Origin of the sequence: Paraburkholderia sp. BL17N1, assembly GCF_003634175.1 — a bacterium.
Classification (GTDB): Bacteria; Pseudomonadota; Gammaproteobacteria; order Burkholderiales; family Burkholderiaceae; genus Paraburkholderia.
This window is the reverse complement of the sequence record NZ_RBIW01000002.1, coordinates 3,413,806-3,436,962: the sequence shown is the minus strand read 5'-3', so window position 1 is coordinate 3,436,962 and position 23,157 is coordinate 3,413,806. Positions and strand designations below refer to the sequence as shown.

Annotated in this window: 24 protein-coding genes; 13 read left to right on the top strand and 11 right to left on the bottom strand. The window is 63.3% G+C overall.

Features of this window, described 5'->3' with window-relative positions; genetic code table 11:
- Window position 1 precedes the first annotated feature (1 nt).
- Both B0G82_RS35355 and B0G82_RS35350 read right to left on the bottom strand, forming a co-directional pair.
- Window positions 2-742, bottom strand: coding sequence for an LrgB family protein (locus B0G82_RS35355; RefSeq protein WP_116145022.1), 741 nt, complete (start codon window positions 740-742; stop codon window positions 2-4).
- Window positions 739-1,110, bottom strand: coding sequence for a CidA/LrgA family protein (locus tag B0G82_RS35350; RefSeq protein WP_121310626.1), 372 nt, complete (start codon window positions 1,108-1,110; stop codon window positions 739-741). The genes B0G82_RS35355 and B0G82_RS35350 overlap by 4 nt, the downstream gene beginning before the upstream one ends.
- 147 nt (window positions 1,111-1,257) lie before the next feature.
- Here B0G82_RS35350 and B0G82_RS35345 point away from each other — a divergent pair, with 147 nt between their 5' ends.
- On the top strand, window positions 1,258-2,421 hold the full coding sequence (locus tag B0G82_RS35345) for an epoxide hydrolase family protein (RefSeq protein ID WP_121310624.1): 1,164 nt from the start codon (window positions 1,258-1,260) through the stop codon (window positions 2,419-2,421).
- 543 nt (window positions 2,422-2,964) lie between these two features.
- The gene (locus tag B0G82_RS35340) at window positions 2,965-3,924 is read left to right on the top strand and encodes a hypothetical protein (protein ID WP_121310623.1); all 960 of its coding nucleotides are present in this window, start codon (window positions 2,965-2,967) and stop codon (window positions 3,922-3,924) included.
- A 61-nt stretch (window positions 3,925-3,985) separates the two neighbouring features.
- Here B0G82_RS35340 and B0G82_RS35335 read toward each other — a convergent pair whose 3' ends face one another.
- Window positions 3,986-5,071 carry a TIGR03118 family protein gene (locus tag B0G82_RS35335; RefSeq protein WP_121310621.1) on the bottom strand — a complete coding sequence of 362 codons (1,086 nt, stop codon included), beginning with the start codon at window positions 5,069-5,071 and terminating at the stop codon, window positions 3,986-3,988.
- 130 nt (window positions 5,072-5,201) lie between these two features.
- Complete coding sequence (locus B0G82_RS35330) at window positions 5,202-6,107, bottom strand: LysR family transcriptional regulator (protein ID WP_121310619.1); 906 nt, start codon at window positions 6,105-6,107, stop codon at window positions 5,202-5,204.
- A 160-nt stretch (window positions 6,108-6,267) separates the two neighbouring features.
- Between B0G82_RS35330 and B0G82_RS35325 the strand changes: the two genes are divergently transcribed.
- From B0G82_RS35325 to B0G82_RS35300, 6 genes are all read left to right on the top strand, one after another.
- A complete protein-coding gene (locus B0G82_RS35325) occupies window positions 6,268-6,603 on the top strand; it encodes a metalloregulator ArsR/SmtB family transcription factor (RefSeq protein ID WP_116121756.1) in 336 nt (111 codons plus the stop codon).
- Window positions 6,600-7,049: an SRPBCC domain-containing protein gene (locus tag B0G82_RS35320; protein WP_106278145.1), complete on the top strand. Its 450-nt coding sequence runs from the start codon at window positions 6,600-6,602 to the stop codon at window positions 7,047-7,049. The genes B0G82_RS35325 and B0G82_RS35320 overlap by 4 nt, the downstream gene beginning before the upstream one ends.
- A gap of 39 nt (window positions 7,050-7,088) precedes the next feature.
- A complete protein-coding gene (locus B0G82_RS35315; RefSeq protein ID WP_121310617.1) occupies window positions 7,089-7,727 on the top strand; it encodes a glutathione S-transferase family protein in 639 nt (212 codons plus the stop codon).
- Window positions 7,728-7,736: 9 nt separating this feature from the next.
- A complete protein-coding gene (locus B0G82_RS35310) occupies window positions 7,737-7,976 on the top strand; it encodes a hypothetical protein (RefSeq protein ID WP_147308703.1) in 240 nt (79 codons plus the stop codon).
- Window positions 7,977-8,094: 118 nt separating this feature from the next.
- Window positions 8,095-9,135 (top strand): aldo/keto reductase, encoded by a 1,041-nt coding sequence (locus B0G82_RS35305; RefSeq protein ID WP_121311054.1) that lies wholly within the window; start codon window positions 8,095-8,097, stop codon window positions 9,133-9,135.
- Window positions 9,136-9,726: 591 nt separating this feature from the next.
- Window positions 9,727-11,910, top strand: coding sequence for a M1 family metallopeptidase (locus B0G82_RS35300; RefSeq protein ID WP_121310616.1), 2,184 nt, complete (start codon window positions 9,727-9,729; stop codon window positions 11,908-11,910).
- 99 nt (window positions 11,911-12,009) lie between these two features.
- Here B0G82_RS35300 and B0G82_RS35295 read toward each other — a convergent pair whose 3' ends face one another.
- Both B0G82_RS35295 and B0G82_RS35290 read right to left on the bottom strand, forming a co-directional pair.
- The gene (locus B0G82_RS35295; RefSeq protein ID WP_121310614.1) at window positions 12,010-12,657 is read right to left on the bottom strand and encodes a glutathione S-transferase; all 648 of its coding nucleotides are present in this window, start codon (window positions 12,655-12,657) and stop codon (window positions 12,010-12,012) included.
- A gap of 70 nt (window positions 12,658-12,727) precedes the next feature.
- A complete protein-coding gene (locus B0G82_RS35290) occupies window positions 12,728-13,474 on the bottom strand; it encodes a glucose 1-dehydrogenase (RefSeq protein ID WP_116145002.1) in 747 nt (248 codons plus the stop codon).
- 380 nt (window positions 13,475-13,854) lie between these two features.
- Between B0G82_RS35290 and B0G82_RS35285 the strand changes: the two genes are divergently transcribed.
- Both B0G82_RS35285 and B0G82_RS35280 read left to right on the top strand, forming a co-directional pair.
- Entirely contained in the window at window positions 13,855-14,799 is a 945-nt protein-coding gene (locus tag B0G82_RS35285; RefSeq protein WP_116145000.1) for a metallophosphoesterase, read from the top strand.
- A gap of 33 nt (window positions 14,800-14,832) precedes the next feature.
- On the top strand, window positions 14,833-15,177 hold the full coding sequence (locus B0G82_RS35280; RefSeq protein WP_116144998.1) for a cupredoxin domain-containing protein: 345 nt from the start codon (window positions 14,833-14,835) through the stop codon (window positions 15,175-15,177).
- Window positions 15,178-15,333: 156 nt separating this feature from the next.
- Here the strand turns inward: B0G82_RS35280 and B0G82_RS35275 are convergent, their stop codons facing one another.
- A complete protein-coding gene (locus B0G82_RS35275) occupies window positions 15,334-16,323 on the bottom strand; it encodes a zinc-dependent alcohol dehydrogenase family protein (RefSeq protein ID WP_121310612.1) in 990 nt (329 codons plus the stop codon).
- Between the two features lie 632 nt (window positions 16,324-16,955).
- On the opposite strand from B0G82_RS35275, the gene B0G82_RS35265 reads away from it, so the two are divergent.
- A complete protein-coding gene (locus tag B0G82_RS35265) occupies window positions 16,956-17,708 on the top strand; it encodes a hypothetical protein (protein ID WP_121310611.1) in 753 nt (250 codons plus the stop codon).
- A gap of 40 nt (window positions 17,709-17,748) precedes the next feature.
- Window positions 17,749-18,825, top strand: coding sequence for a GGDEF domain-containing protein (locus tag B0G82_RS35260; RefSeq protein WP_121310609.1), 1,077 nt, complete (start codon window positions 17,749-17,751; stop codon window positions 18,823-18,825).
- 9 nt (window positions 18,826-18,834) lie between these two features.
- Here B0G82_RS35260 and B0G82_RS35255 read toward each other — a convergent pair whose 3' ends face one another.
- Window positions 18,835-19,059, bottom strand: a complete 225-nt coding sequence (locus B0G82_RS35255; RefSeq protein ID WP_121310608.1) for a DUF1289 domain-containing protein — start codon at window positions 19,057-19,059, stop codon at window positions 18,835-18,837.
- Window positions 19,060-19,287: 228 nt separating this feature from the next.
- On the opposite strand from B0G82_RS35255, the gene B0G82_RS35250 reads away from it, so the two are divergent.
- Window positions 19,288-20,142, top strand: a complete 855-nt coding sequence (locus tag B0G82_RS35250) for a phytochelatin synthase family protein (protein ID WP_121310606.1) — start codon at window positions 19,288-19,290, stop codon at window positions 20,140-20,142.
- Between the two features lie 109 nt (window positions 20,143-20,251).
- On the opposite strand, the gene B0G82_RS35245 is transcribed toward B0G82_RS35250, so the two are convergent.
- The 3 genes from B0G82_RS35245 to glgA form a co-directional block, all read right to left on the bottom strand.
- Window positions 20,252-20,914: a glutathione S-transferase family protein gene (locus tag B0G82_RS35245; protein WP_121310604.1), complete on the bottom strand. Its 663-nt coding sequence runs from the start codon at window positions 20,912-20,914 to the stop codon at window positions 20,252-20,254.
- Between the two features lie 155 nt (window positions 20,915-21,069).
- Window positions 21,070-21,459, bottom strand: a complete 390-nt coding sequence (locus B0G82_RS35240; RefSeq protein WP_121310603.1) for a VOC family protein — start codon at window positions 21,457-21,459, stop codon at window positions 21,070-21,072.
- An 82-nt stretch (window positions 21,460-21,541) separates the two neighbouring features.
- Window positions 21,542-23,131, bottom strand: coding sequence for a glycogen synthase GlgA (glgA, locus tag B0G82_RS35235; RefSeq protein ID WP_121310601.1), 1,590 nt, complete (start codon window positions 23,129-23,131; stop codon window positions 21,542-21,544).
- Window positions 23,132-23,157 lie beyond the last annotated feature (26 nt).

Sequence of the window (23,157 nt, the reverse complement as noted above, 5' to 3'; positions counted from 1 at the left end):
CTCAGCCCGTCAGCCAGCGCGCGACGAGCGGCATCAACACCGGGACGACGAACGCGGTGAACACACCGTTCAGGCCCATGCCGAGACCGGCGAACGCGCCCATTTCCTCGCTCACCTGAAAAGCGCGCGCCGTGCCGATGCCGTGCGATGCGATCCCCAGCGCGAAACCGCGCACCTCGGGTTCGGCAATGCGCAGCGCGTTGAGAATCGCGCGCGCGAACACGGCACCGAATACGCCGGTCGAAATGACGAGGACGGCGGTCAGGGACGGAATGCCGCCGATCTCGGAAGCGACCGCCATCGCGATCGGAGTGGTCGCGGATTTGGGTGCGAGCGACGCGAGCGTTTGATGCGACGCGCCGAACAGCGCCGCCACGCCGACCGACGAAACGATGGCCGTCAACGATCCCGCGACGAGGCCGCCGATCAGCGGCAATGCGGAGCGGCGCAGCTTCGGCCATTGCCGGTAGAGCGGCAGCGCGAGCGCCACGGTCGCTGGACCCAGCAGAAAGTGAACGAATTGCGCGCCTTCAAAATATGTCGCGTACGGCGTGCCGGTGATCTCGAGCAACACCACCAGCAGCGCTACCGCTATCAGCACGGGATTAGCAAGCGGATTGAAGCGCGCCTTCGCGTAGATTGTCTGGGCGATGAGGTAGGCGATCAGCGTGATCGTCAGCCCGAGCAAGGGACTCGCGGCGAGATACACCCAGATCGCGCCGAGCTTTGGAAGGGCGGTCATGATGCGGACTCCGGCGCGGAGCGCTCGTGATGCTGGCGGCGCATCAACGCCCGCGTGACGAGCGCGGCCACCGCAATCGCGAGCGTCGTGCTGACCGCAATGGAGACGATCACCGCGACAGCGTCGCCGCGAATCCGGCTCGCGGACACCATGATGCCGACGCCCGCTGGAACGAACAGCAAGGACAGATGGCGCAGCAGTTCGAGCGCGGTCGGCTCGATCGCATCGGCGGTTTGTGGGCGCAGCATGATGAAGCCGAACAACAGCAGCATGCCGATCACCGGACCCGGCACCGGCAAATGGAACACGTACGACACACCTTCGCCGAGGCACTGAAAAGTGAGCAGGGCGGCGAGCGCTTGAAGCATGGCAGTCTCCAGAGTGCAAAACGGAAAAATGCGCCATTGTGTACCATGCAGCTTGCCTCGTGCTGGCTCGCTGCCTGAACGGGCCGTGGCTCCGCTGTTTGAGCCGGTTGCGCACGTCGAGCCACACACCGTCCCGGACGAGTTGCCATGCAGACACAAGCGTTTCAGATTGCAATCGCCGACCACGAGATCGACGAACTTCGCCGGCGTATTCGTGCGACACGTTGGGCGCCCGCGACGCCGTCGCCGGCCTGGCAACAGGGCGTCGATGCCACATGGCTGCGCGAACTGGCTGAGTATTGGGCCGAGCGTTTCGACTGGCGCGCGGCCGAGCGCGGCTTGAATCAGCAGCCGCAATTTCTCGCCGATGTGCAAGGGCAGCGCGTGCATTTCGTCCATCGGCGCGGCGTAGGGCCGGCGCCGTATCCGCTCGTGATCACCCATGGCTGGCCCGGCTCGTTCTTCGAGTTCCATGCGCTGCTCGACCGCTTATGCGACCCGGCCGCGTCCGGCGGCGATCCTGCCGATGCGTTCGACGTCGTCGTGCCGTCGCTGCCTGGTTTCGCGTTTTCGCAGGCGCCCGCGCAAGCCGGCACGTCCGCGTTTCAGGTGGCCGATGTGTGGGCCTCGCTGATGCAAGGCCTCGGCTATGAGCGTTTCGGCGCGCAGGGCGGCGATCTCGGCGCGGGCGTGTCGATCGCGCTCGCCGCGCGGCATCCGCAAGCCGTCGGGGGCATTCATCTCAACTTCCTGCCGAGTTCGTATGAGCCGGCCCTCGGCGCGGCGCAAAAACCGCTTACGCCAGCCGAAGAAAATTTCCTGCGGGAGAAAAACGAGTGGGCCGCGCAGGAAGGCGGCTATGCGCACATGCACAGCACCAGGCCGCTCACGCTCGCGGCGTCGCTCAACGATTCACCGGTGGGACTGGCCGCATGGATCGGCGAGAAGTTTCGCGCATGGAGCGATTGCGAAGGCGACGTGGAGCGTGTGTTTTCGAAAGACGATCTGCTGACCAACATCTCGCTCTACTGGTACACGCAGTGCATCGGCCCGGCGATCCAGATGTACTGGGAAAACCGCCTGCAGCCGATGCGTTTCGCCGAAGGGCCACGCGTCGCGCCGCCGGTCGGTTTCGCGCACTTTCCGAAGGAGATCAATCACCCGCCGCGCAGTTGGCTCGAAAGAACGTTCAACGTCGTGCAATGGAGCGACATGCCCGCTGGCGGACATTTCGCGGCGATGGAAAAGCCTGATCTGCTCGCGGCGGAAATTCGCCGCTTCTTTCGGCCGCTGCGGCAGCCGCGCAGCTAGTCGAAACGCGGCCGCCGGTGCCACGCCGGTACGTATGAGTTGACGGTCGCACGGCTTCACCGGAACGGTGCGCTACGAAGCTGAGCCGGACGCGGCGGAATAGCGCTGTCGTCTGTCGCAAAGTTGCGAACGCGTGGACGCGCAAGCGACGTGTCTGCCAATCGTAAGCACATGACGAAGCGCAACGAGTAAGTTATTCGCGACGCTCACTGACGCATCCGCAACTATTGCGCAATGCAATCGCCCCCGACCAACCTGCGGCAGCACCACGTCATGTCTCTCTGCGTTTTGGCGGAAAGGCGATGCAAGGACGTGAAACGATAGACCAACCCTGATGCCTGCGCCCCGGTTCATCCGACTCCATCGCCGCAGATCAGCGTGCCCGGCTCGAATGTGACGCCACGATGGCACGATTCGCGATTTCAAACGTCGCGCACCTTGCGGCTGCTTCCGCGCCCCGAGGCAAGAACATGTGGATCAACCTTCGACAGTGACGGCATCGCTCAAAAGGCGGTCCGTCGCTCACGCGTGCTTAGGAGCAACGTGAATCTTTTTCCGTGCACTCTCGTTTATGTCGATGTCGATGCGAAGCCGGGTCCCAACTCGACCAATCGCGATCCGCTCTCGTATGTAAGTCAGGCGGTCTGCCTGAACAACAGCTTGCGGCGCGTGGGCCTGCCGACCTTGACGATCATGACCAACGCGCCGGAGCTGGTCGCGCGCCGGCTCGAAAGCATACCGGCGGAGCATCGCCCGCTCGTGACGCGGCTCACCGCGACCATCGAGTTGCCGAAGAATACGCCGTTCTACGCGGCGCATTTCAAACTCGACCTGATGGACCAGGTGGCGGAGAGCTTGCCCGCCGACATGATGATGTTGCTGCTCGACGCCGACATGGTGGCGCTGCTGCCGCTCGACCGCGATCTGATCGAACGGTGCGCGCAAGCCGGCCTCGGTGTCTTCGATATTTCGGATCAGGTGTTTCCGGCTTATGGCAGCGAGCGGGTGGTCGCGGATCTGGAGATCGTCGCGGACCGGCGCTTGATGAATCCGCGCTGGTACGGCGGCGAATTTCTGATCGCCACACCCGTTGCGTTGCGCCGGCTGGTGCCTCGCGCACGAGCGAGTTACGCACGCTATCTCAGCGAAAGCGAGCGATTAAGGCATCACGGCGACGAAGCGTTCATCTCGGCCGCGCTCAATGCGCTCAGCGACGAAGGGCAAGTGCTGATCGAAGTCGGGGCGTATCAGGCCGTGGGGCGCCATTGGGCCGGCAACAACTATCGGGATTTGCGCTGGTTCCGTTGCTGTTCGTTCGTCCATCTGCCCGGCGGCAAGGCGCTGCTCGAAAAGGAAGCGCGTTTCGACGACTTCGCGCCGGACCGTTTCTGGCGCACCATGCGGGCGGCGCATTTGCGTGGCCGCGTGCGTCACGCGCTCAAGCGGATCGTGAGGCTGCTGAACGTGCAGCGGCTCGCGGCGCGCATGCGCTGCGCGGCATGAAGCGGCCGCCGCGCCAATCACCTGCGCGTGGCGGAGAGCGCCCGCGACGCGCGTTCGTGCGTCACATTTTCACATCGATACGTCCGTAGACGCCGTTCGTTTCTTCATTCGGGCCGGCAGCGAAAAACAGCGTGTCGACCGGCTGATTGCTGAGCCCATTGCCGAACGCGATACCCCACAGACCGTGCTGCACGAACGGCGTGTTGTCGGGCAAGTTGATGGCGCCGAGAGACTGGCCGCTCGCCGGATCGAAGGCGTTGATCGTGCCGTCGCCGAAATTGCCGATCAGCACGTCGCCACTGAAGCGTCCAAAATTGGCCGGCGCCTGCGTGATGCCCCACGGCGCATTCAGCACGCCAGCTGAGGCGAAACGCTGCAGCAGATTGCCCGCCGTATCGTAGACATCCACGAAGCCGAGGCCGGCGCCGTCGACGTTGTCGTGGGCCTCCGCGTCCTGCTTCGCGTAGGTCACGAAGAGCTTTGCGCCGAGCGCCTGAATGCCGAACGGCGCGAAGCCCGCTGGAAGCGACGCGTCCTGGAACTTGCCGGGCGTCGATACCTTCGCGAAGCTCTTGTCGAAGACGTCGATTCTGTTGTTGTGAAAGTCGGCGGCGTAGAGGAAGCTGGCGCCGCCGTTGCTGGCCAGCGCGAGACCCTTGTACACCGCGCCGGCGCTGCCGCTGTCGAATACGACGAAGGCGGTGGTGGGCGCGACCGTCGGCGCCCATGCGGTAATCGTGCCGCCTTCGCCGGCAAAGATAAATGCGCCCACGCCGGATTTGCCGCCCTGAGTCACGACGAAGTCCGTCGTGCCGTTAAACACGATGCCGGTCGGATTCGCCGGTCCGTTGGTTCCGTTCGGAATGCTGACCACAAGCGATTGTGGCGTGCCGTTGCCGTCATAAAGCGTGGCGAGCGAGGTGGCGTTATCGGCCACCCAGACGAAACCTTTTGGATTAAAGGCAACGCCCCATGCGTTCTTCAGATTCGGGTCCGTATGCGCTGCCGCGACGGCGCCGTCCGAGACCAGTGCCGTCGACGTAAACGATTGGCTGTTGACCGAATCGGAACCGCCGCACGACGCGACAAGACTCACCAATGCCGCGCCGCCCACGACGACGCCCAATGCTTTAAGCACAGATTTCATGGCCGCACCTCTCTGTCATGACCGATGGTCATTGCGCTTATTGAACGCACGGTGTCGTGGCTTTATTCCTTTGGCGGAGAAGTTTTTTGGTTTTTCGAAAGCTGGTGGCTGTGGCTGTTTTTCGAATGGGCTAGTCGCAGAAGTCCGGATTCTGCTGCACCAGTTCGTGCACCCACTCGCTGAATACCCGCACGGACATGCTCAAACGACGGTGCGGATAAAGAATCGAGAGCGGCAACGGCGCGCAATGGCAGTCGCGCAAAATCTCACGCAACGCGCCGGATTCGATTGCCTTCGCCGCCATGAAGCGCGGCGTCTGGATCAGACCCAGGCCTTCCACCGCGGACGCAACATAGACCAGGCCTTCGTTGACTGCGAGTTTGCCCTCGACCGGTCGTTTGATCAGCACGCCGTCTGCTTCGAACTCCATCGGATAGACGCGCCCGGTGCGCGCGGAAAAATAATTGACCGCGTGGTGCCGGTCGAGATCGTCGGGCGTGGCGGGCTCGCCCATCTGCTCGAGATAGGCAGGCGCGGCGCAGATCGTCATGCGCACGCTGCCGAGCGAGCGCGCCACCAGGTTCGAATCGTCGAGCACGCCAATGCGGATTACGCAATCGACGCCTTCCTGCACGAGATCCACGTTGCGGTCGGCCAGTCCCAGCTTCACCGTGATGTCGGGATAGCGCGCGTTGAAATCGCGCATCACGGGAATCAGCACGTGATGCGCGAACGTGGCGGACGTGTCGACTCGCACCGTGCCGCGCGGACTTTGACGTTTGCTGGATAGCGCCGACTCGGCGTCGGAGACCTCGGCGAGTATGCGGGCGCAATATTCGTAGTAAAGCGCGCCGTCGTCGGTCACCTGCACGCGGCGCGTCGTGCGGTTGAGCAGGCGCACGCCGAGATGACTCTCCAGATTCTGCACGAGCGTCGACACCGAGGCGCGCGGCATCTCCAGTGAATCCGCCGCTTTCGAGAAACTGGACGCGTCCACGACGCGCTTGAACACTGCCATGCCTTGAAGGAGGTCCATACGGTGCTGTCCTCTCGACGCTGAGCGAATCCGTGATTGCGAATCGTTGGAATGATAGCCGTGGCGCGTCGAGGACGGACAGTATCAAGGGGCCTACGGGTTCACGGAGTCGGCCGCAAAAAACCTTGACTCCCGAAGTTCACGGCCTATAGTTCACCATATGGCAAAGTCTCCAGTCAGTCAACTCGATCGCACGTTTTCCGCCCTCGTGGACCCCACGCGGCGGGCCATCCTCGCGCGTCTCGAGCGCGAGCCGGGCTTGTCGGTCACGGAAATCGCGCGGCCGTTGCCGCTCAAACTGCCCGCCGTCATGAAGCACCTCGACGTGCTGAGCGACGCGGGTCTGGTGGCGCGCACAAAGAATGGCCGGACCGTCTCGGTCGAACTGGTTGCCGGCCCAATGGAAGAGGCGATGGCGTGGCTGCGACGCTACGAACGCTTCTGGTCCGCGAGTCTCGACCGGCTCGCCGATTTTGTCGAGAGGAACGACGAATGAACGAAAAGCCCAGCCTGACCATCATTCGGCGCATCAAGGCGCCGCCTGCAAGAGTCTACGCAGCATGGACGCGGCCGGAACTGATGGCGCGCTGGTGGGGACCGGACGCCGGGCCGGTGCTGAGCGCCGAAGCCGATCCGCGCGTGGGCGGCCGCTTTCGCGTGGTGTTTCAGACGCTGGACGGCGAAACGCACGACTGCCGTGGCGAATACCAGGAAGTGGAGACCGACCGCAAGCTCGTCTTCACATGGGAGTGGGTCACGCTGCCCGAGCGCCGGTCGCTCGTGACCATCCGGTTTCGTCCGATAGAAGAGGGCACCGAACTGCATTTCCATCATGCGCAGTTCTTCGACGAGGCCGCTCGCGACGGTCATCAAACCGGCTGGACCGGTGCATTCGAGAAGCTGGACGCACTGCTTGCCGGGCTGGAAAACCAGGCCAAATGAAGCATATTCCACCGAAGTCAACGCACACTGAGGTCGACCATGAAGCTTTACTATGCTGAAACGCTGTCTCCCAGAAAAACCTGCGCACTGGCCCAATACTTAGGGTTGCCAATCGACTACGCCTTTGTCGATCTGCGCAAGGGCGAACATACCCGAGCGGACTATCTGGCGATCAATCCGAATGGCAAGGTGCCTTGTCTCGTCGATGGCGACAAGATCATCTGGGAGGCCGACGCGATCCTGTGCCATCTTGCGCAGCGCGCGGAATCTTCGCTCTGGCCGCGGGGCGCGCAGCAGCAGATCGATATCGTGCGCTGGTTCAGCTGGAATAGTCAGCATCTGCTAAGGCATGCCGGTGCGCTGTACTTCGAGTATCTGATCAAGCCGTGGGTCGGACTCGGCGAGCCCGATCCTTCGAAAGTCGTCGAAGCGCAAGGGTTTTTCCGCAAGCATGCCGCCGTGCTCAACCAGCACCTGAAGGGACGCAAGTGGTTGCTTGGCGATGACCTGACGGTCGCGGATTTCTCGGTCGGCATCTCGCTGCCGTACGCGAAAGGCGCGGCGATGCCGCTTGAAGAGTTTCCGGAAGTGGTGCGCTGGCACGATCAACTGAACGCCATCGGCGCGTGGCGCGATCCGTTTCCCGCGCGTCAGGAGCGCGCCACGGCGAACGCCTGAGGAGGAGTCATGTGCTGCGCGATAGTTGCACTCACGATGACCTTGCTGGCTAGCTGGCGCAGCGAGTCGGGCTCGCTCGCGGGCCGCATCGGGCGGCTGCGCCGGATTGCGATCGCGATCATCGCGATCGGTGCCGCGGCGGGCTCCGCCATGGCGGCGGACGAGTTTGCGGTGGCAGGTGGCGGACAACAGTCGTCGTTGATCGCGCGGCTGGCGAGCATGCCGATTTGCGGGCACTTTATCCGCTAGGCGTGTGACGTGTGACCTGCGATCGTCGAGGCAGGTCGCTTTGAGTCGCATCGACGTGCTGTGCCGATTTGCCGTATCGTACGAAGTCACGGTACTGCGCGCGAATCGGGGGTACGTCATGGCACTTTTGTCGAAAAACGCTGTTGGGAATGCGGGCAGACGCCGTTTTCTGCGCACGGCTCGTCATACAGCGATCGGCTTGTCGGCGTCGCTCGCATTGCCGCGCATGGCGGCGGCTCAAACGCTAACCCAAACGCCAACCCAAACGTCATCGTCAACACCTGGCTCGCCAACGCCTCAGTCACAAACCGAATCCGCCGCCACATCGCTCCCACGCATGTCGCAACGCGTGATTCCCGCCACGGGTGAACGCTTGCCCGTGGTCGGCTGCGGCACCTGGCGCACCTTCGATGTCGGCACCGATCCCGCCGGCCGCGCGCAGCTCGCCGACGTGCTGCGCATTCTGTTCGCAGCGGGTGGCTCGGTGATCGATTCATCGCCTATGTACGGCTTGTCGGAAGCGGTGGCCGGCGCGCTGCTCACGCAACTGGACGCGCACAACAAAGCCTTCGTCGCCACCAAGGTCTGGACCGAAGGATGCGAGGCGGGCATCGCGCAGATGGAGGAATCGCTGCGCCGCTTTCAGCAGCCGCGCATCGATCTGATGCAGGTTCACAATCTGCTCGACTGGCGCACGCAACTCGCCACGCTGCGCGACTGGAAAGCGCGCGGCCGGATTCGTTACATCGGCATCACGCACTACACGTCGAGCGCATTCGACGACGTCGCGTCCGTCATGCGCAGCGAGAAACCCGACTTCGTGCAGATCAACTACGCCGCGGACGACCGCGCCGCCGAAGCGCGTATCTTGCCGCTCGCGACGGACTTGGGCATCGGCGTCGTGATCAATCAGCCTTTCGGTGGCGGCGGCCTGCTGGCACGCGTCGGCAAAACGCCGCTGCCTGCGTGGGCAGGGGAAATCGGCTGCACGAGCTGGGCGCAGATTCTTCTGAAGTTCGTGCTCGCGCAGCCGGCGGTGACGGTCGTGATTCCTGGCACGGGGCGTCCGCAATACATGGCGGACAACGTTCGAGCCGGTTCGGGCCCATTACCCGACAAGGCGATGTGCGCACGAATCGTGGCAGCGGTGAATGGTTAGCCGATTGTTTGGGTATTTATTCGCGCTAATTGCTGGTGAACTCTCCAGCTAGTTCAAATTAAAACCTCATTCGAGGTTATTCGCTTAAGCCCTCGCGCTATAGCACACTCTCTCGCAAAGAAAAATAAAGTTTACCGTAGTCATACGCAATATTGCAATTCTTAGAGGATTAACTCCGGTTCATTACCGACGCCATTCGATTTGCATACGCATCGCGCGAATGAAAGAAAGTTTGTGAAAGGAAGTTGACACGGGAACGTTTGCCAAACTAGTGCTACGCACTGTCGTCAAAAAACTGATCCGGTTTAAATCACCTGCCCGGAGACGCAGGTATGCCGCCGCTTTGCCGATCAGCCGGACGATCGAATAACAGCCGGGAAAATATCCCAGTCTGTCGAAATGAAAGCATTGTAATAAACGTGTGTCGCAATTCTAAAATCATCCACAAGTGCTGAGGCGCCAACACGTCTTTTTATTCTCGCTAGCAATTCGGTGCTAGTGCGGGAGACCTTTGTCGCTGAAAAAAGAGAAATCCAGCTTAAGCACTCAACGCACTTTCTTTTGCCGATATTGTCAGTCGAGGATTAAATCATGCGTATAAATTTCCGATTGCAGATGCAGTGCCTCGCATTAGCCGGAGTTGCGATTCTGGCGGGATGCGGCGGTAGCGACGGCTCGTCTGCCTTGACGAGCAAATCCGGGCAGGCGCCCGCGGCCGCGTCAGGCGCCTCCGAAGTGGCGCTGGTCCCGCCCGCCGCGCCGGTCGTGGCCGACACCTCGATCAACAAGACGGTGCCGCCGGTCGAGTTGCCGGACACGGTCACGCCGCTCAACTACAAGCTATGGTTCCGGCCGAACCCCGCGCTGTCTTCGTTCGACGGCCGCGCCGACGTGCAGATCAAGGTGCAGAAGGCCGTCAACGCGATCACGATCGCTGGGCACCGCGTCAAGTTCACCAACGGCACCATCACCCTTCAGCCGGGCAACATTCCGTTAATCGCCACGCCCCAGGACGACGGCGACTTCTATCAACTGCGCCCCGCGAGCGGGCAGATCGCCGCCGGCAACTACTCGCTGCACATGGAGTGGAGCGGGATCATCAACTTCAAGACCTATGACGATCCGGTCGCGAAGACCGGCGGCAGTTGCGGCGACGATCCCTATCCGGGTTGCTCCGCGGCCGAAGGCGTGTTCCGCGTCGACCTGAAGTCGACCGACGGCACGACGAGCGGCGCGATCCTCACGCAAGGCGAATCGAACCTCGCGCGTCAATGGTTCCCCGGCTGGGACGAGCCGGCTTTCCGGCCCACCTACGAGGTGAGCGCGGAGGTCCCGCAGAACTGGAACGTGGTCTCGAATGCGGCCGAGAAACCGGCGGTGAACGTGGATAGCGGCTACAAGCTGGTGTCGTTCGAGAAAACGCCGCCCATGCCGTCGTATCTGCTGTTCTTCGGCGGCGGCCAGTTCGACATTCTCGAAGACGACTTCACGAGCCCGCTGCCCGACGGCAAAGGTCTGCATCTGCGGATTTTCACGCCGCCCGGCATGCGTGACTGGGCCAAACCGGCCATGCAGCAGACCAAGCAGGCACTCGATTACTACTATCGCTACACCGGCATTTCGCTGCCCCTTACCAAGTTCGACACGATCGCGGCCAACGACGCGTTCAAGGAGCAGAAGGACCTGAACTTCGGCGGCATGGAGAACTGGGGCGCCATTCTTGAATTCGCCGATGACATTCTGCCGGCACCGGGCACGACCATGTCCGACTACGGGGTGACGGTGCTCACGCATGAAGCCGCGCACCAATGGTTCGGCGATCTGGTCACGCTCGACTGGTGGGACGACGTCTGGCTAAACGAGTCGTTCGCGACGTTCTTCGAGAACAAGACCAAGGTGCGTTTCTTCCCGGACCGCTTCAGCTGGGTCGACGACGTGAAGAACAAGTACGCGGTGATCAACGCCGACCTGAAGTCCACGGCGTTCCCGGTGCAGCCGAACTTCAACGGCTGGGCGTCGAACGACTTCGTGCTGAGCGCGAGCGCCTTCACGTACGACAAAGGCGGTCACGTGCTGAAGATGCTGGAGAACTACCTGGGTGAAGAAGTGATGCGCAAGGGCCTGCAGTCATATCTCGCCGACTACTCCCTTGGCAACGTTACGCCCAGGCGTTTGTGGGACGAACTGTCGAAGGCTAGCGGCCAGCCGATGGTGGCGATCGGCGACAGCTTCGTGCGGCAAACAGGCGTGCCGCTGATCACGCTCGACACCCAGTGCGATCTGACGACCAACCAGACTGTGGTCACGCTGAAACAGTCGCCGTTCCCGAATCAGAATCAGTATCCGGGCACCCAGTGGACTATCCCGTTGACGCTCGCGTACGGCGACGGCCTCACGTCGCGCAAGACGTTGGCGATGAAGGACACGCAAACGCAGGTGCGTCTGAACGGCTGTTCTGCTGTGCTCGCCGATCCGAGCGGTCTCGATTACTACGTGACCAACTACAGCAACAACGCGTGGAGCCAGTTGCTCGCGCAGGGTAGTGCGCTGAAGGATCCGGTCCTGCTGACCAGTCTGCAACTCGAAGCGAAGCTGCTCGTGAACAACGGTCTCGCGGATCCGTCGCGCGTCACCAGTATCGGCTCGCTGAGCCCGGCGGCGACACCGCTTGCGCGCCAGTTGCTGATGACGGCGCCGACCACGCAGTCGCAGCGTCCGACGATCCGCTATCAGGGCAAGTTCAAACTGAAGCCGCAGGCGCAGCAAGGCCAATAAGCGGCCGTACCGGGTAGTCCAGCGGCCCGCATCGTGTTGCAGCGATGCGGGCCGCTGTTTTCATGCCGCTTCAGATGCCGCTTCAGATGCCGCCACAAGTCACGCCGTAGCGCTGGGTCGCGAGGACACTGTGTCGTACCAGCGCCTGAGCGATTTCAGATCAGCCGGCACTTGCATGTCGATTGCTTTGGCGGCGAAGTCGATCGTCACGAGCGCGGTGATGTCGGCGACCGAGAAGCGCTCGCCCGCCACGAACGCGGAGTGTTTCAGGTGCTCGTCGAGGTCCGCCATAAAATTGACGACCCGTTGCCGGCTGCGCTCGGCGAGCGCAGCGATCTGCTCGTAGTCATGCGGGCCGGCAATCGCGCGGCCCTTCAAACCGGGCGCGGTGTTGCGGATCGCTTCCATCACCGAGGCAAATCCCTCCTGTTCCGCGCGCCGTTCCCACATCGTGATCAGCGCCTTGTCTTTCGGCGTGGTGCCGAATAGCGGTGTGTCGGGATAGACGTCCTCGATGTAGCGCTGGATGGCGGGCACCTCTCCGATCGACGTGCCGTCTTCGAGCACCAGCGTCGGCACCACGCGCCGGGGATTGATCGCGCGATAGGCGTCGCCGTGCTGTTCGCGGTTGCCGAGGTCGACCGCCGCGAGCGTGACCGTCACGCCTTTTTCAGCGAGAAAGATGCGTACGCGCCGCGAGTTCGGCGACGCAGTGGAATGGTAAAGCGTCAATGTTTCGGTAGTCATGTTGATAGTCCTATGAATGATGCTTCGCGGCGCGCGCTCCTGGCCGCGCGCCGCTGCGATCGGGCGGCGATCAGCCGGCCGTCTTGCCGCCGTCGACGGTCACGATCTGTCCCGTGACGAACGACGCCGCTTCCGATGCCAGGAACACGATGGCGCGCGCCACATCGACCGGCTGGCCGACCCGGCCGAGCGGCACCTTGGCGGCGAGCGCGGCTTTGTTCTCCGGTGTGCCGGTGAAACGGTCGAGCATGCCGGTATCGGTCGGCCCCGGCGCGACGGCGTTGACCCGCACGCCGGTGGACGCCACTTCGAGCGCCGCCGACTTGGTCATGCCTTCCACCGCATGCTTGCTGCCGGCGTACACGGAAGCGAAGGCCGCGCCTTCGTGACCGTACGTCGACGAAACGTTCACCACGCTGCCGCTCTTTTGCGCCGACATCACGCGCAATTCGTGCTTCATGCTGAGCAGCGTGCCGAGCACATTGGTGTCGAACGTCGCGCTGTAGCTCTCGACGGTTTGACTGGTGATCGCGCCAGGTTGGCCTTCGGTGCCGGCGTTGTTGACGGCGGCGTCGAGGCGGCCGAAGCGCGCGATCGTCTGGTCGACGAGGTTGGCGACTTCCTCGTCGCGGCGTACGTCAGCCTGGATGAAGTGGGCGTCCGCGCCGAGTTCACGCAGCTCTTTTTCGAGTGCCTTGCCTTCGGCTTCGCGGCGGCCGGAGACGACGAGACGGGCGCCGGTTTCGGCGAAAGCGACAGCAGTGGCGCGGCCGATGCCGGTGAGTGCGCCGGTGATCAGAATGACGGGCTGGCTCATTTCAAACTCCTGATGGGTATGTGTTTGCGGTATGGGGCGAAGCGGGCCGCAGCGGGTTGATCGCGTTGCGATCGGCCCTGAATCGTTGCCTTGAGTGCAATTTAGTGACTTTCCGGGCGGAGTAAAAAGACTTTATAAGCTGGCGGGCATGCCTGTCAGGCATGAGTCGCTTGGGCAGCGCAAACGCTCGACGCGGGCCGTGCGTTCGCCCGCCACGTCGGAAGACCCTCTGTCCATCCATCAGCGCGCAGGGCGTTTCATCCACTCATTGATCGAAGCTGGAATAAAACCGACGCCGGCCTGGTCATGCCTGACGAACGACTCGCGAGGGCCGCCGGATCATCCACGGCTCGACTGCGATTCTTAAACGTGAGGTCAACATGTCATCACATGATTCATTCAACGCGTCGCGGCGCGGCGCACTCAAATGCCTTGCGTTCGGAGGTCTCGGCACGGTGTTCGTTCTGACGGGCGGCATTCTCACGCCGGTGGAGCTGGCACTCGCGGCCGACCAGAATTCCTCCGCCGCAAAAGGCGGTGTGCCGCTTTTCCTGCAGATCAGCGACTCGCACATCGGCTTTAACAAGGAAGCCAATCCCGACGTGGCGGGCACGCTGAAACAGACCATCGAGTACGTCAACGCGATGCCGGTCAAACCCGCGCTGACGATTCATACCGGCGATATCACGCATCTGTCCAAGGCGTCGGAGTTCGATCTGGCTGCCCAGCTGATGTCCGGTCTGAATATCACTGAATTGCACACCGTGCCCGGCGAGCACGACGTGACGGACGGCCCGGGAACCGAATACTTCAGCCGCTTCGGCAAGGCCTCGGACAATAAGGGCTATTACAGCTTCGACCATCAGGGCGTGCATTTCATCGGCCTCGTCAACGTCATGCATTTCAAGCCCAACGGCCTGGGCGGCCTCGGCGACGAACAACTCGAGTGGCTCGAAAACGATCTGAAAGGACGCTCGTCCAGCACGCCGATCGTCGTGTTCGCGCACATGCCGATGTGGACGATCTACGAGCCGTGGGGCTGGGGCACCGGCGATGCGGGCCAGGCGATGAGCTATCTGAAACGCTTCGGCTCGGTGACCGTTCTGAACGGCCACATCCATCAGATCGTGTCGAAAGTGGAGGGCAACATCACGTTCCATACGGCGCGCTCGACCGCCTATCCGCAGCCGACCGCCGGCAACGGCACCGGCCCTGGACCATTGACGGTGCCCAGCGATCAGCTTCCGAAAATGCTCGGTGTGACCAGCATCAAGATTGCCCGGCATCCGCTCAAGGCCACGCTCGACGACACGACGCTGGTTTAAACGTCAGTTCTTTTCTATTACAGGAGATCAGTTATGCAAACTAAAAAAATTCGCCGCGTTTTGCTCGCAATGGCCGCGAGTTCGGCACTGTTCGCGGCATCGTCGGGGTTGTCCGTGGCGCGCGCGGAGACGCCCAACACGGTCACCATCAAGAATTTCATGTTCGTGCCGATGGAGATGACGGTCAAAGCCGGTTCGACGGTGACGTGGAAGAATCTCGATGGCGAGCCGCACACGGTAGTGAACGACTCGGGCATGTTCCGCTCTGCCGCGCTCGACCAGAACGACACGTACCAGTTCAAGTTCGACAAGCCTGGCGTGTACAAGGTGTTCTGCGGCATTCATCCGAATATGAAGGAGACGATCACGGTGCAGTGAGCGTGAGCGTTGCAGGAGCCGTCTACAGACTGCGGCCAGGGCCGGTGCGCATGCAAGGGCGGCTCAGGATCACCGCGTTCGTGGAAAACTGCCTCGCCGACGAAACCGCTCCCGCTGCACGCGCGGCGAACCGGCGCTCGAATCCGCCAGGCCGGTCTAGAGCGTCACGACGATCTTGCCGAACTGGCCGTTCTCTTCCAGATAGCGATGCGCCTCCACCATGTCGTCGAATCTGAAGGTGCGGTCGATCACCGGCTTGAGCGCGCCGCTCGCGAAGCCTTTCAGCACATAGTCCACCGCGGCCTTCTGCCGTACGGGGTCGCCGCTCGTCAGCCAGATGTTATGGGCCTTCACGGTCAGCACCTTGGCGATCATGTCGAGCAACGGCAGCGTCGTGGCTTCCTCGCTCAGCGCGCCATAGATGTAGGCGATGCCCTGAAACGACAGCGCCGCGAGCAGCTTCGCGAAGCTCGGGCCGCCGACCGGATCGAACGCCACGCGTGCGCCTTTGCCGTCCGTGATGCACATGACTTCCGCCACCAGATCGGTTTCGCCTGTCGCGACCACGTGCGCGGCGCCGGCTTCGAGCAGCCGCTCGCGTTTCGCCGAAGTGCGCGTGAGCGCGATCGACGTCGCTCCGGCGTAGTTGGCGATCTGAATCGCGGCAAGGCCGACGCTGCTCGACGCGGCGGGCACGATGACGAAGTCGCCCGGGCCTACCTTCGCGTCTTCGATCAGCGCGCCGTAGGCTGTCACGAACATCATCCAGACCGATGCCGCCTCGGCGGACGAGAGCGACTCGGGATGCTTCACGACCGCGCTGTCCGGCACGACGATCACTTCGCCATACGTGAAGTACTGGTTCATCGAGAACGACGGCATCACGTTGACCTTGTCGCCGGGCGCGATGCCGGTGACGTCGGCGCCGATCGCATCGACGACGCCTGCGGCTTCATAGCCGAGTCCCGCGGGAAACCGGACGGGCTCGATATAGGCGTCGCGGCGCCACATCGACTCGGCGCGATTCAGGCCGATGGCCTCGACCTTGATGCGAACTTCGTGCGGACCAGGCGTGACCACCGGCGTCTCGATGAATTCGAGCACTTCAGGGCCACCGGCTTTCGCAAACATGATGGTGCGTGACATTAACAATCTCCGGGTTGGGTGAGCGCCTTCGCCACGAACAAGGCAAGCGAGGCAAGCGAAGCGCATGCGCTCAGGCAGTTTCAGCGGTTTGTTCAGCGGCTTCTACAGTAGGCGAATAAACCGGAAAATCCGAGTAGTGCTTTTGGTTGCCGCCCCAGAATGCCGCGCGGGCGTACGGCGTGACCGGCAGTTTCTGCTGGAGCCGGTACGGCAGGTCGCTGAGGCAGACGCTTTCCGAAAAGACTGGCCTGGCTGCGAAGCAGGCCGTCGGGAACAGCGCTTGCGTTTGAAATGCAATCCCCGAAGCGTTGACACCTCCACTGTGCCTGAAGTGCTGGCCGCATGATCGCAGCCACGAGCGGAGCCCTGCCGCGTGCGCCTGCATGTTTTGTCAGGGCGCCCGGCGCGTCTCTCGCGCACATTGCGCGTAGCTATGCGCGGTGTGGAAGGCTTTACATGTTTCTTTCGCGCAAAACTGCCTCGCAAAGACTGCGTTTAAAGCGCAGCATTGCCGTGTTGATGTCGTCGTGCGAAGGGCAGGTTGCGTGCTTCGAGAGGCTTTGCATGCAGCTGAAATCGTCTGAATAAAGTCGGCCTGCCGGCCGAACGTAAGGATTCCGGAGCGTATTGCGATGTACAACGATACTGACTCGCCAAAATCGGTGCTCGATGGCCAGCATGCCGGCGGCCAGGCGAGCGGTCTGTCAAATTCCGCCACGCCGCCGCCGAGGTTCGGACGCCTCGCGATGTGCATGGCCGCGGCCAGCGCGCTTGCGATCGGCGTGTTGGGCACGGTGGCGTATAGCGTCTGGTTCAACCACGATCAGCAGGCGTACGCCGAAGCAATGGCCGGCGCACGCCGGGCGCTCGGCAACGGTGTGTCGGCGAACGCGGCTGTGGCGGCTGTGATGGCGAAAAACGCCAGTGCGACCGCGGTCCCGGCCGCAATCGCGTCGGCCAAGCCGGTGCCAGCGCTGCCTTCGTCTCAGGTAATGGCGACGAGCGGCGCGACCACGCCGGCATCGCCAGCGGGCACGGACCCGGAAGCGGGCGGGCAGTTCGCGTCCTGGTCCGGCGAGGTCAAGGCCAAGGCCTTCGCGGCGCAGCCTGTGCGTGTTGCCAATGTGGCATCCGGCACGTCCGCTTCTACGGCGCCCCCACCCACGCCCGCGCGCCGGTCCGCGAACGCCAGCGCTGCACCGACGCAGCAGGTCGCCGCGTCGCATCCCGGCAAGGACGGTCGCGCCGCGCCGCAGGAGCGCCGCGCGCCTGAAAACGCGCGCCACAAAAACAACCTGTTCGCCCGCATGGGACTCTTCTTTCGTCGTGTGAATTACCGGCAACATGGCAACGCAAATCGGCAAGACATCTATTCCCATCCGTGAGCCGCGTCGTGCCGGACGGGCCGGTTCAGATGGCGCTTTCATGAGCCCATTCAGACGCGCTCCCGCCATGCTCGCCGGCGCGTCACTGCTTTGTCTGCTCGTGGGCCTGCTTTATCTCGCGTTGCAGATCCGGACCATCTTCTCGGATCAGTTGAAGCAGGAATACGCCGGCCTCGTGCTCGAAGCGGCGGAGCGCGCGGAAAGTGCTCGCGCAATCGTCGACGTATGGCAGCAACACGCGCAGCAGCAAGCCGGCGACAGCCAGGCGCAAACGCAAGGTTACCGCCATGCACGTATCGAACTCGCCGATCGCCTGAAGTCGCTCGCGGCATTGGTGAATGCGAGCCCATCGGCGGCGCCGCGGATGCCGCCATCGGCATTGGCGCCCGATGCCAGTCTGAACGGCACCGATGCGTTGCTTGCCACGATCCAGTCGTATTGGCGCGCGCAACGCGATGCCGATGGCGCCGACGTGCGCCTGCGCATTGCCCATGTGGCGAACGTATTGATCGCGCTGGCCGCGCTGCTGTTCTGCATGTTGCTCACCGCGCTCGGCATGTACGCGAAACGTAATCGTCAACTGGCGGGCGAATCGCACGAATTCGAGTACGCGGCGTTGCACGATTCCCTGACCGGCTTGCCGAACCGGCGCAACCTGTTCGCCACGCTCGACGACGTGGCGGCGCATTTACACGCTGGCCCGACGTCTCGCCAGATCGCCGTGCTGTATGTCGATCTGGACGGCTTCAAGCAGGTCAACGACACGCTCGGTCACCGCGTCGGCGATGAATTCCTGGTTGCGGTGTCGCGGTCCTTTCGCGAGTCGGTACGCAAAGGGGATATCGTCGCGCGTATTGGCGGCGACGAATTCGCGGTGCTGATTCGGGAGTATTCGACGGCGGATGAATTGGCCGAGATTGCTCAACGGCTGATAACGTGCGTGGTCGAGACCGACGCGGAGATGGGCATCGGCGTGGTGCGAGCGAGCATCGGTATTGCCAGCTACCCCGATCCCGTTAGCGATTATCAGCGCCTCGTCGCCGCCGCCGACGACGCGATGTATCACGTCAAGCGCGGCGGCAAAGACGGTTACGCGTTCGCGGCCCGGGTTGAGTGAGCGGCGCGCTCAGGACGTTTGAGTCTCGGGTGCCGGATGCGCCGCTTGCGCCCCTTGCGTCGCCCGTTTCAGTATCGCTTCCCGGCCTGGCCGTTCATTGATGACCGCGAGACGCATGTCGTCGCTCATGGTCTTCCACGCGCGGATTTCGTCGCGCGTACGCAGACAGCCGAGACAGAAGCCCGTTTCGCCGTCGAGTTTGCAAATGTCGATGCAGGGTGACTGGATTGTCATGATCCGACCAGCGGTTCCGTGGGGTTGACCTCGCCGGTAATGGGCGAGAGTCGGTGGGAAAATGCTGCAGCATTGTAGGGGAGAAGCGCGCATCGCGGGCCAAAGCGCGTGCACCGTCGCGCACGCCGAGTCTTGTTTCGTGTTACAAAATCGGGGCTTACACGCGCGCGTCGATGCACGCGCCGGCGCCGCCGCAGTCATCCGGGTTCATCCACAGCGGAAAAATCCATGTTCAAATATTCGTTGATGCGCGCCATCGGGCGCTTGAGCCGGCCTGAATGGATCGTCACCGTTATGGCCGCGGCGCTAACCGCGTGTGCGCCGGTGCCGCCGGCCAGCAGTCAGGCCGCCGTTCCGCCGGCCGTCATTCAGTCTGCCGGTCAGTCCGCTGTTCGCCCCACTAGCGAGGCCTCCGCGCGTCCGGCCGACGGCCCGCTGCCGGTGCCGCCGAACCTCGTCGCGTTGGCGCAGCCGGCCGGCCAGAAGCGGCTGACGAGCTCCAGCTCCAACCAGTCGTACTGGCCCCTCTCGCAGTATTTCGAAACCCAGCGCAACCAGGCCTATTGCTCCGTCGCGACCTCGGTCATGGCGCTCAACGCATTGGGCATCCGCCGGCCCCAATCGACGCAGTACCCCGACTTCCCGTTCTTCTCGCAGGACGATTTCTTCCACGGCATCGATCCACAGGTGGCCAACGCCGCCAAGGTTTCGCAGGAGGGCATGACGCTCGATCAGCTCAGCACGGCTTTGAATTCCTTCCCGGTCGAGGTGAGGAAATATCACGCGGCGGACCTGTCGCTCGGCCAGTTCCGCGATCTGGTGCGCGCGACCACGGGCCATAGCGACCGCTTCGTGCTATTGAATTTCAGGCGCGTGGAGATCGGCGAGGCGGGCGGCGGACATTGGTCGCCGCTCGCTGCGTACGACTCGGCGAGCGACAGCGCGTTGCTGCTCGACGTGGCGCGCTATAAATATCCAGCTGTCTGGGTGCCGATCGCGCAGTTGTACGCGGGCGCGTTGGCGGTGGATAGCGTGAGCGGACTTTCACGCGGCATTGTGATCATCGGCAAGCGGCCGACTTGACGCCGGGCTGCGGAGACGGTCACGACAATCAAGTGCGCGACACGAGAGACGGCTCGCGCGAGTGAGGCCACAGCAAACCGGCACCCGCGCGATCTCGATCAAGCGCGCGTCACTGTTCCTCGTTACGCCATTCGGTCAGGCCTTCGCGCGCATTTAATTCAATGAACGAAGGCCGCGCGCGCAGCTGTCGGATATAACGTGCGAGATTCGGCCAACCGAGCGCGGGACGCGGCATATTGCGAGTCCAGCGCATCAGCATGACGGCCATGAAGTCGGCGGTGCTAAGCTTGTCGCCGACCAGATAGTCGTGGCTTGCGCCGAGATGGGCATCGAGCTTGTCCCACGCCGCGTCGAGACGACGGCAGGCCAGCGCGCGAACCGCTTCGGCGCCGGCAGGGTCGCCGTCGGAGTCCGCATAGAACCAGTCGCGCATGGCGGGCAGAATCGTGTTGGCGAGATAGATCATCATTTCGAGCCATGCGGCGCGATCGACGGAACCCGGCTCCGGGGCGAGCGCCGCCTCGGGATGCCGCTCGGCCAGCAGCATCAGCAACGCCGCCGATTCGTGGCGCGGCGTGCCGTCGACGACCAGTGTGGGCACGCGTCCCGCGGGATTGAGCCGCAAATACGCCGGGTCGTGCTGCCGGCCGGCGTCGATGTCGATCAGTTGCGATTCGAACGAGATGCCGAGTTCGATCAGCATCCAGTGCACGGCCATGCTCGCCGCGCCGGGCGAATAGTAAAGCACGTAAGGGGTGGAGTCGCTGTGCATAGTGGCTTGAGGTCCGGTTTCGATCCGGCGGACAGTCTACCCCCGTTCCCGGCGGATGCCCATGCGCCAGCGCCCAGGAAACGGGCCTCGCGGTGCAAGCTTCCGCACGCAGCAGCTTGCCCAACAGTGGCATTAGCTCGTCAAGCAGCTTCTGTTTATACCCACGCCGCTTGCTGCAAAACGATCCGATACCCGTCCGGATCTTCGAACGTTTTGCCTTGACGGTCCCAGTAAGGATTCTCTGATGCGCACGCCGGCACGCCGAGCGCTTCGAGCCGGCCGACGGCCGCGCTCCATGCATCGTGTTCAGGGAGATAGAGCACGAGAAGGTGCTCGGTGGTCGGCGCGCGTTCGACGGTCACGCCATGCTGATGGGTGAATTCGATGTGCCAGTGGCAGTCGCGCCGTCCGACAATGACGCCATCGAAACCTTCATGATTCTCGAAGCTCGCGAGAACTTCGAAGCCCAAGCCCCGCGTATAGAAATCAGCAACCTTACGCAGATTGTTGGTAGGACGAGCGACTCGGAGAACGGGCGGCTGCATCGGCAACTCCACGAAACACAGATAGGCCGCCAAGCATACCGTGCCGCGCGCGCCGCGGCGCGCCCGAGTGCGTCAAAACCGTTCAGGCGCTACGCGCCATCTCGCCGATGCCCGCGTTGAACTCTTCCCTGCGTGTACCCGTGGCGGCCGCCGTATGGACCCGAACCGGGCTCTTGCGAACTTGCGTATCGCGCAGCGCCGGACGTGCGTCCACCAGATCCGCGTACAACGCGAGATAGTTCGCGCTCGACGCGTCCCAGCCGGACTCGCGGCTCATCGCATTGCGCTGCAACACGTGCCACGACGACGGCTGCACGAACGCGGCCAGCGCGCGGCCGAGCGCATGCATCACGTCGTCCGGGCTTTCGCCGTCGAACAGGAAACCCGTCGCCTTATGTTCGCCGCGAGGATCGTGCGGTGCATAGTCGACGATCGTATCGGCCAGACCGCCGACGCGCGAGGCTACCGGGATCGTGCCGTAGCGCATCGCATAGAGTTGCGTGAGTCCGCACGGTTCGAAGCGGCTGCCGTGAAGCAGAATGTCCGCGCCCGCATGCAGCATGTGCGCACGCCGCTCGTCATAGCCGATCTGCACGCCCACGCGTCCCGGCCACGCCGCCGCGACGTCCTGCAATGCCTGTTCGAGACCGTGCTCGCCCTGGCCGAGAATCGCGAACTGCAGCCGGGGATGCCGTTCCAGCAGCGCCGGCAGCGTATGCACGACGACATCGGCGAGCTTCTGTTCGGTCAGACGGCTGCCGATCGCGACCAGCGGCGCGAACGGATCGCGCGTCAAACCGAAGGCCTGCTGCAGCTCACGCTTGCAGGCCTGCTTGCCAGCGGTGTCATCGACGGAGTAGGGGCGTGCGATCTGTTTGTCCGTCGCCGGATTCCACACGCTCGTATCGATACCGTTGACGATGCCCGACAGCTTGCCGGCCTGGGCTTGCAACACGCCTTCCATGCCGTGCCCGAAGCGCGGCGTCAGGATCTCGCGGGCATAGCGCCGGCTGACCGTCGTGACGCGATCCGCATGGACGATGCCCGCCTTCATCATGCTCAGCGAGCCGTAGAACTCGATGCTGCGTTCGTCGGACAGCGCGGGCGCCAGCAATTCGGGCGGCACGCCGATCCAGCCGCCCATGGCGAGCGGATGATTGCCCTGGAACGCCAGGTTGTGAATCGTAAAGACGCTTTTCGCGGCGACGCCCGCAAGCCGCAGGTACAGCGGCGTGAGTCCTGCATGCCAATCGTGCGCGTGCACGATGTGGGGGCGCTTCACGTTGCGCACGCCGCGCGCGACTCGCGCGGCCGCTGCCGCGAGCGAGGCGAAGCGCGTGAGGTTGTCCAGATAGTCGCGCCCTTGCGGATCGCGATAGAGGCCTTCGCGCGCGAACAGGTGGTCCATTTGCAGAAGCAGCACCGGCACGCCGGTATCGGGCATCTGGCCGCGCAGCAGCCGCGCGTCGCCGCCGGGCAGGCCGGTCATGCGCGCGACGGGCTCGACGTCGACCGCGCGTTCGAGCGCGGCCGGATAAGCCGGCATCAGGATCGAGACATCGACGCCGGCATCGCGCAGCGCGGCGGCATAGGCGCTGACCATGTCGCCGAGGCCGCCGGACTTGGCGAGCGGCAGGGCTTCGGAAGCGACGAGAAGAACGTTAAGCGGCAAAGTGGCCCCCAAGGACGGGTTTTTTG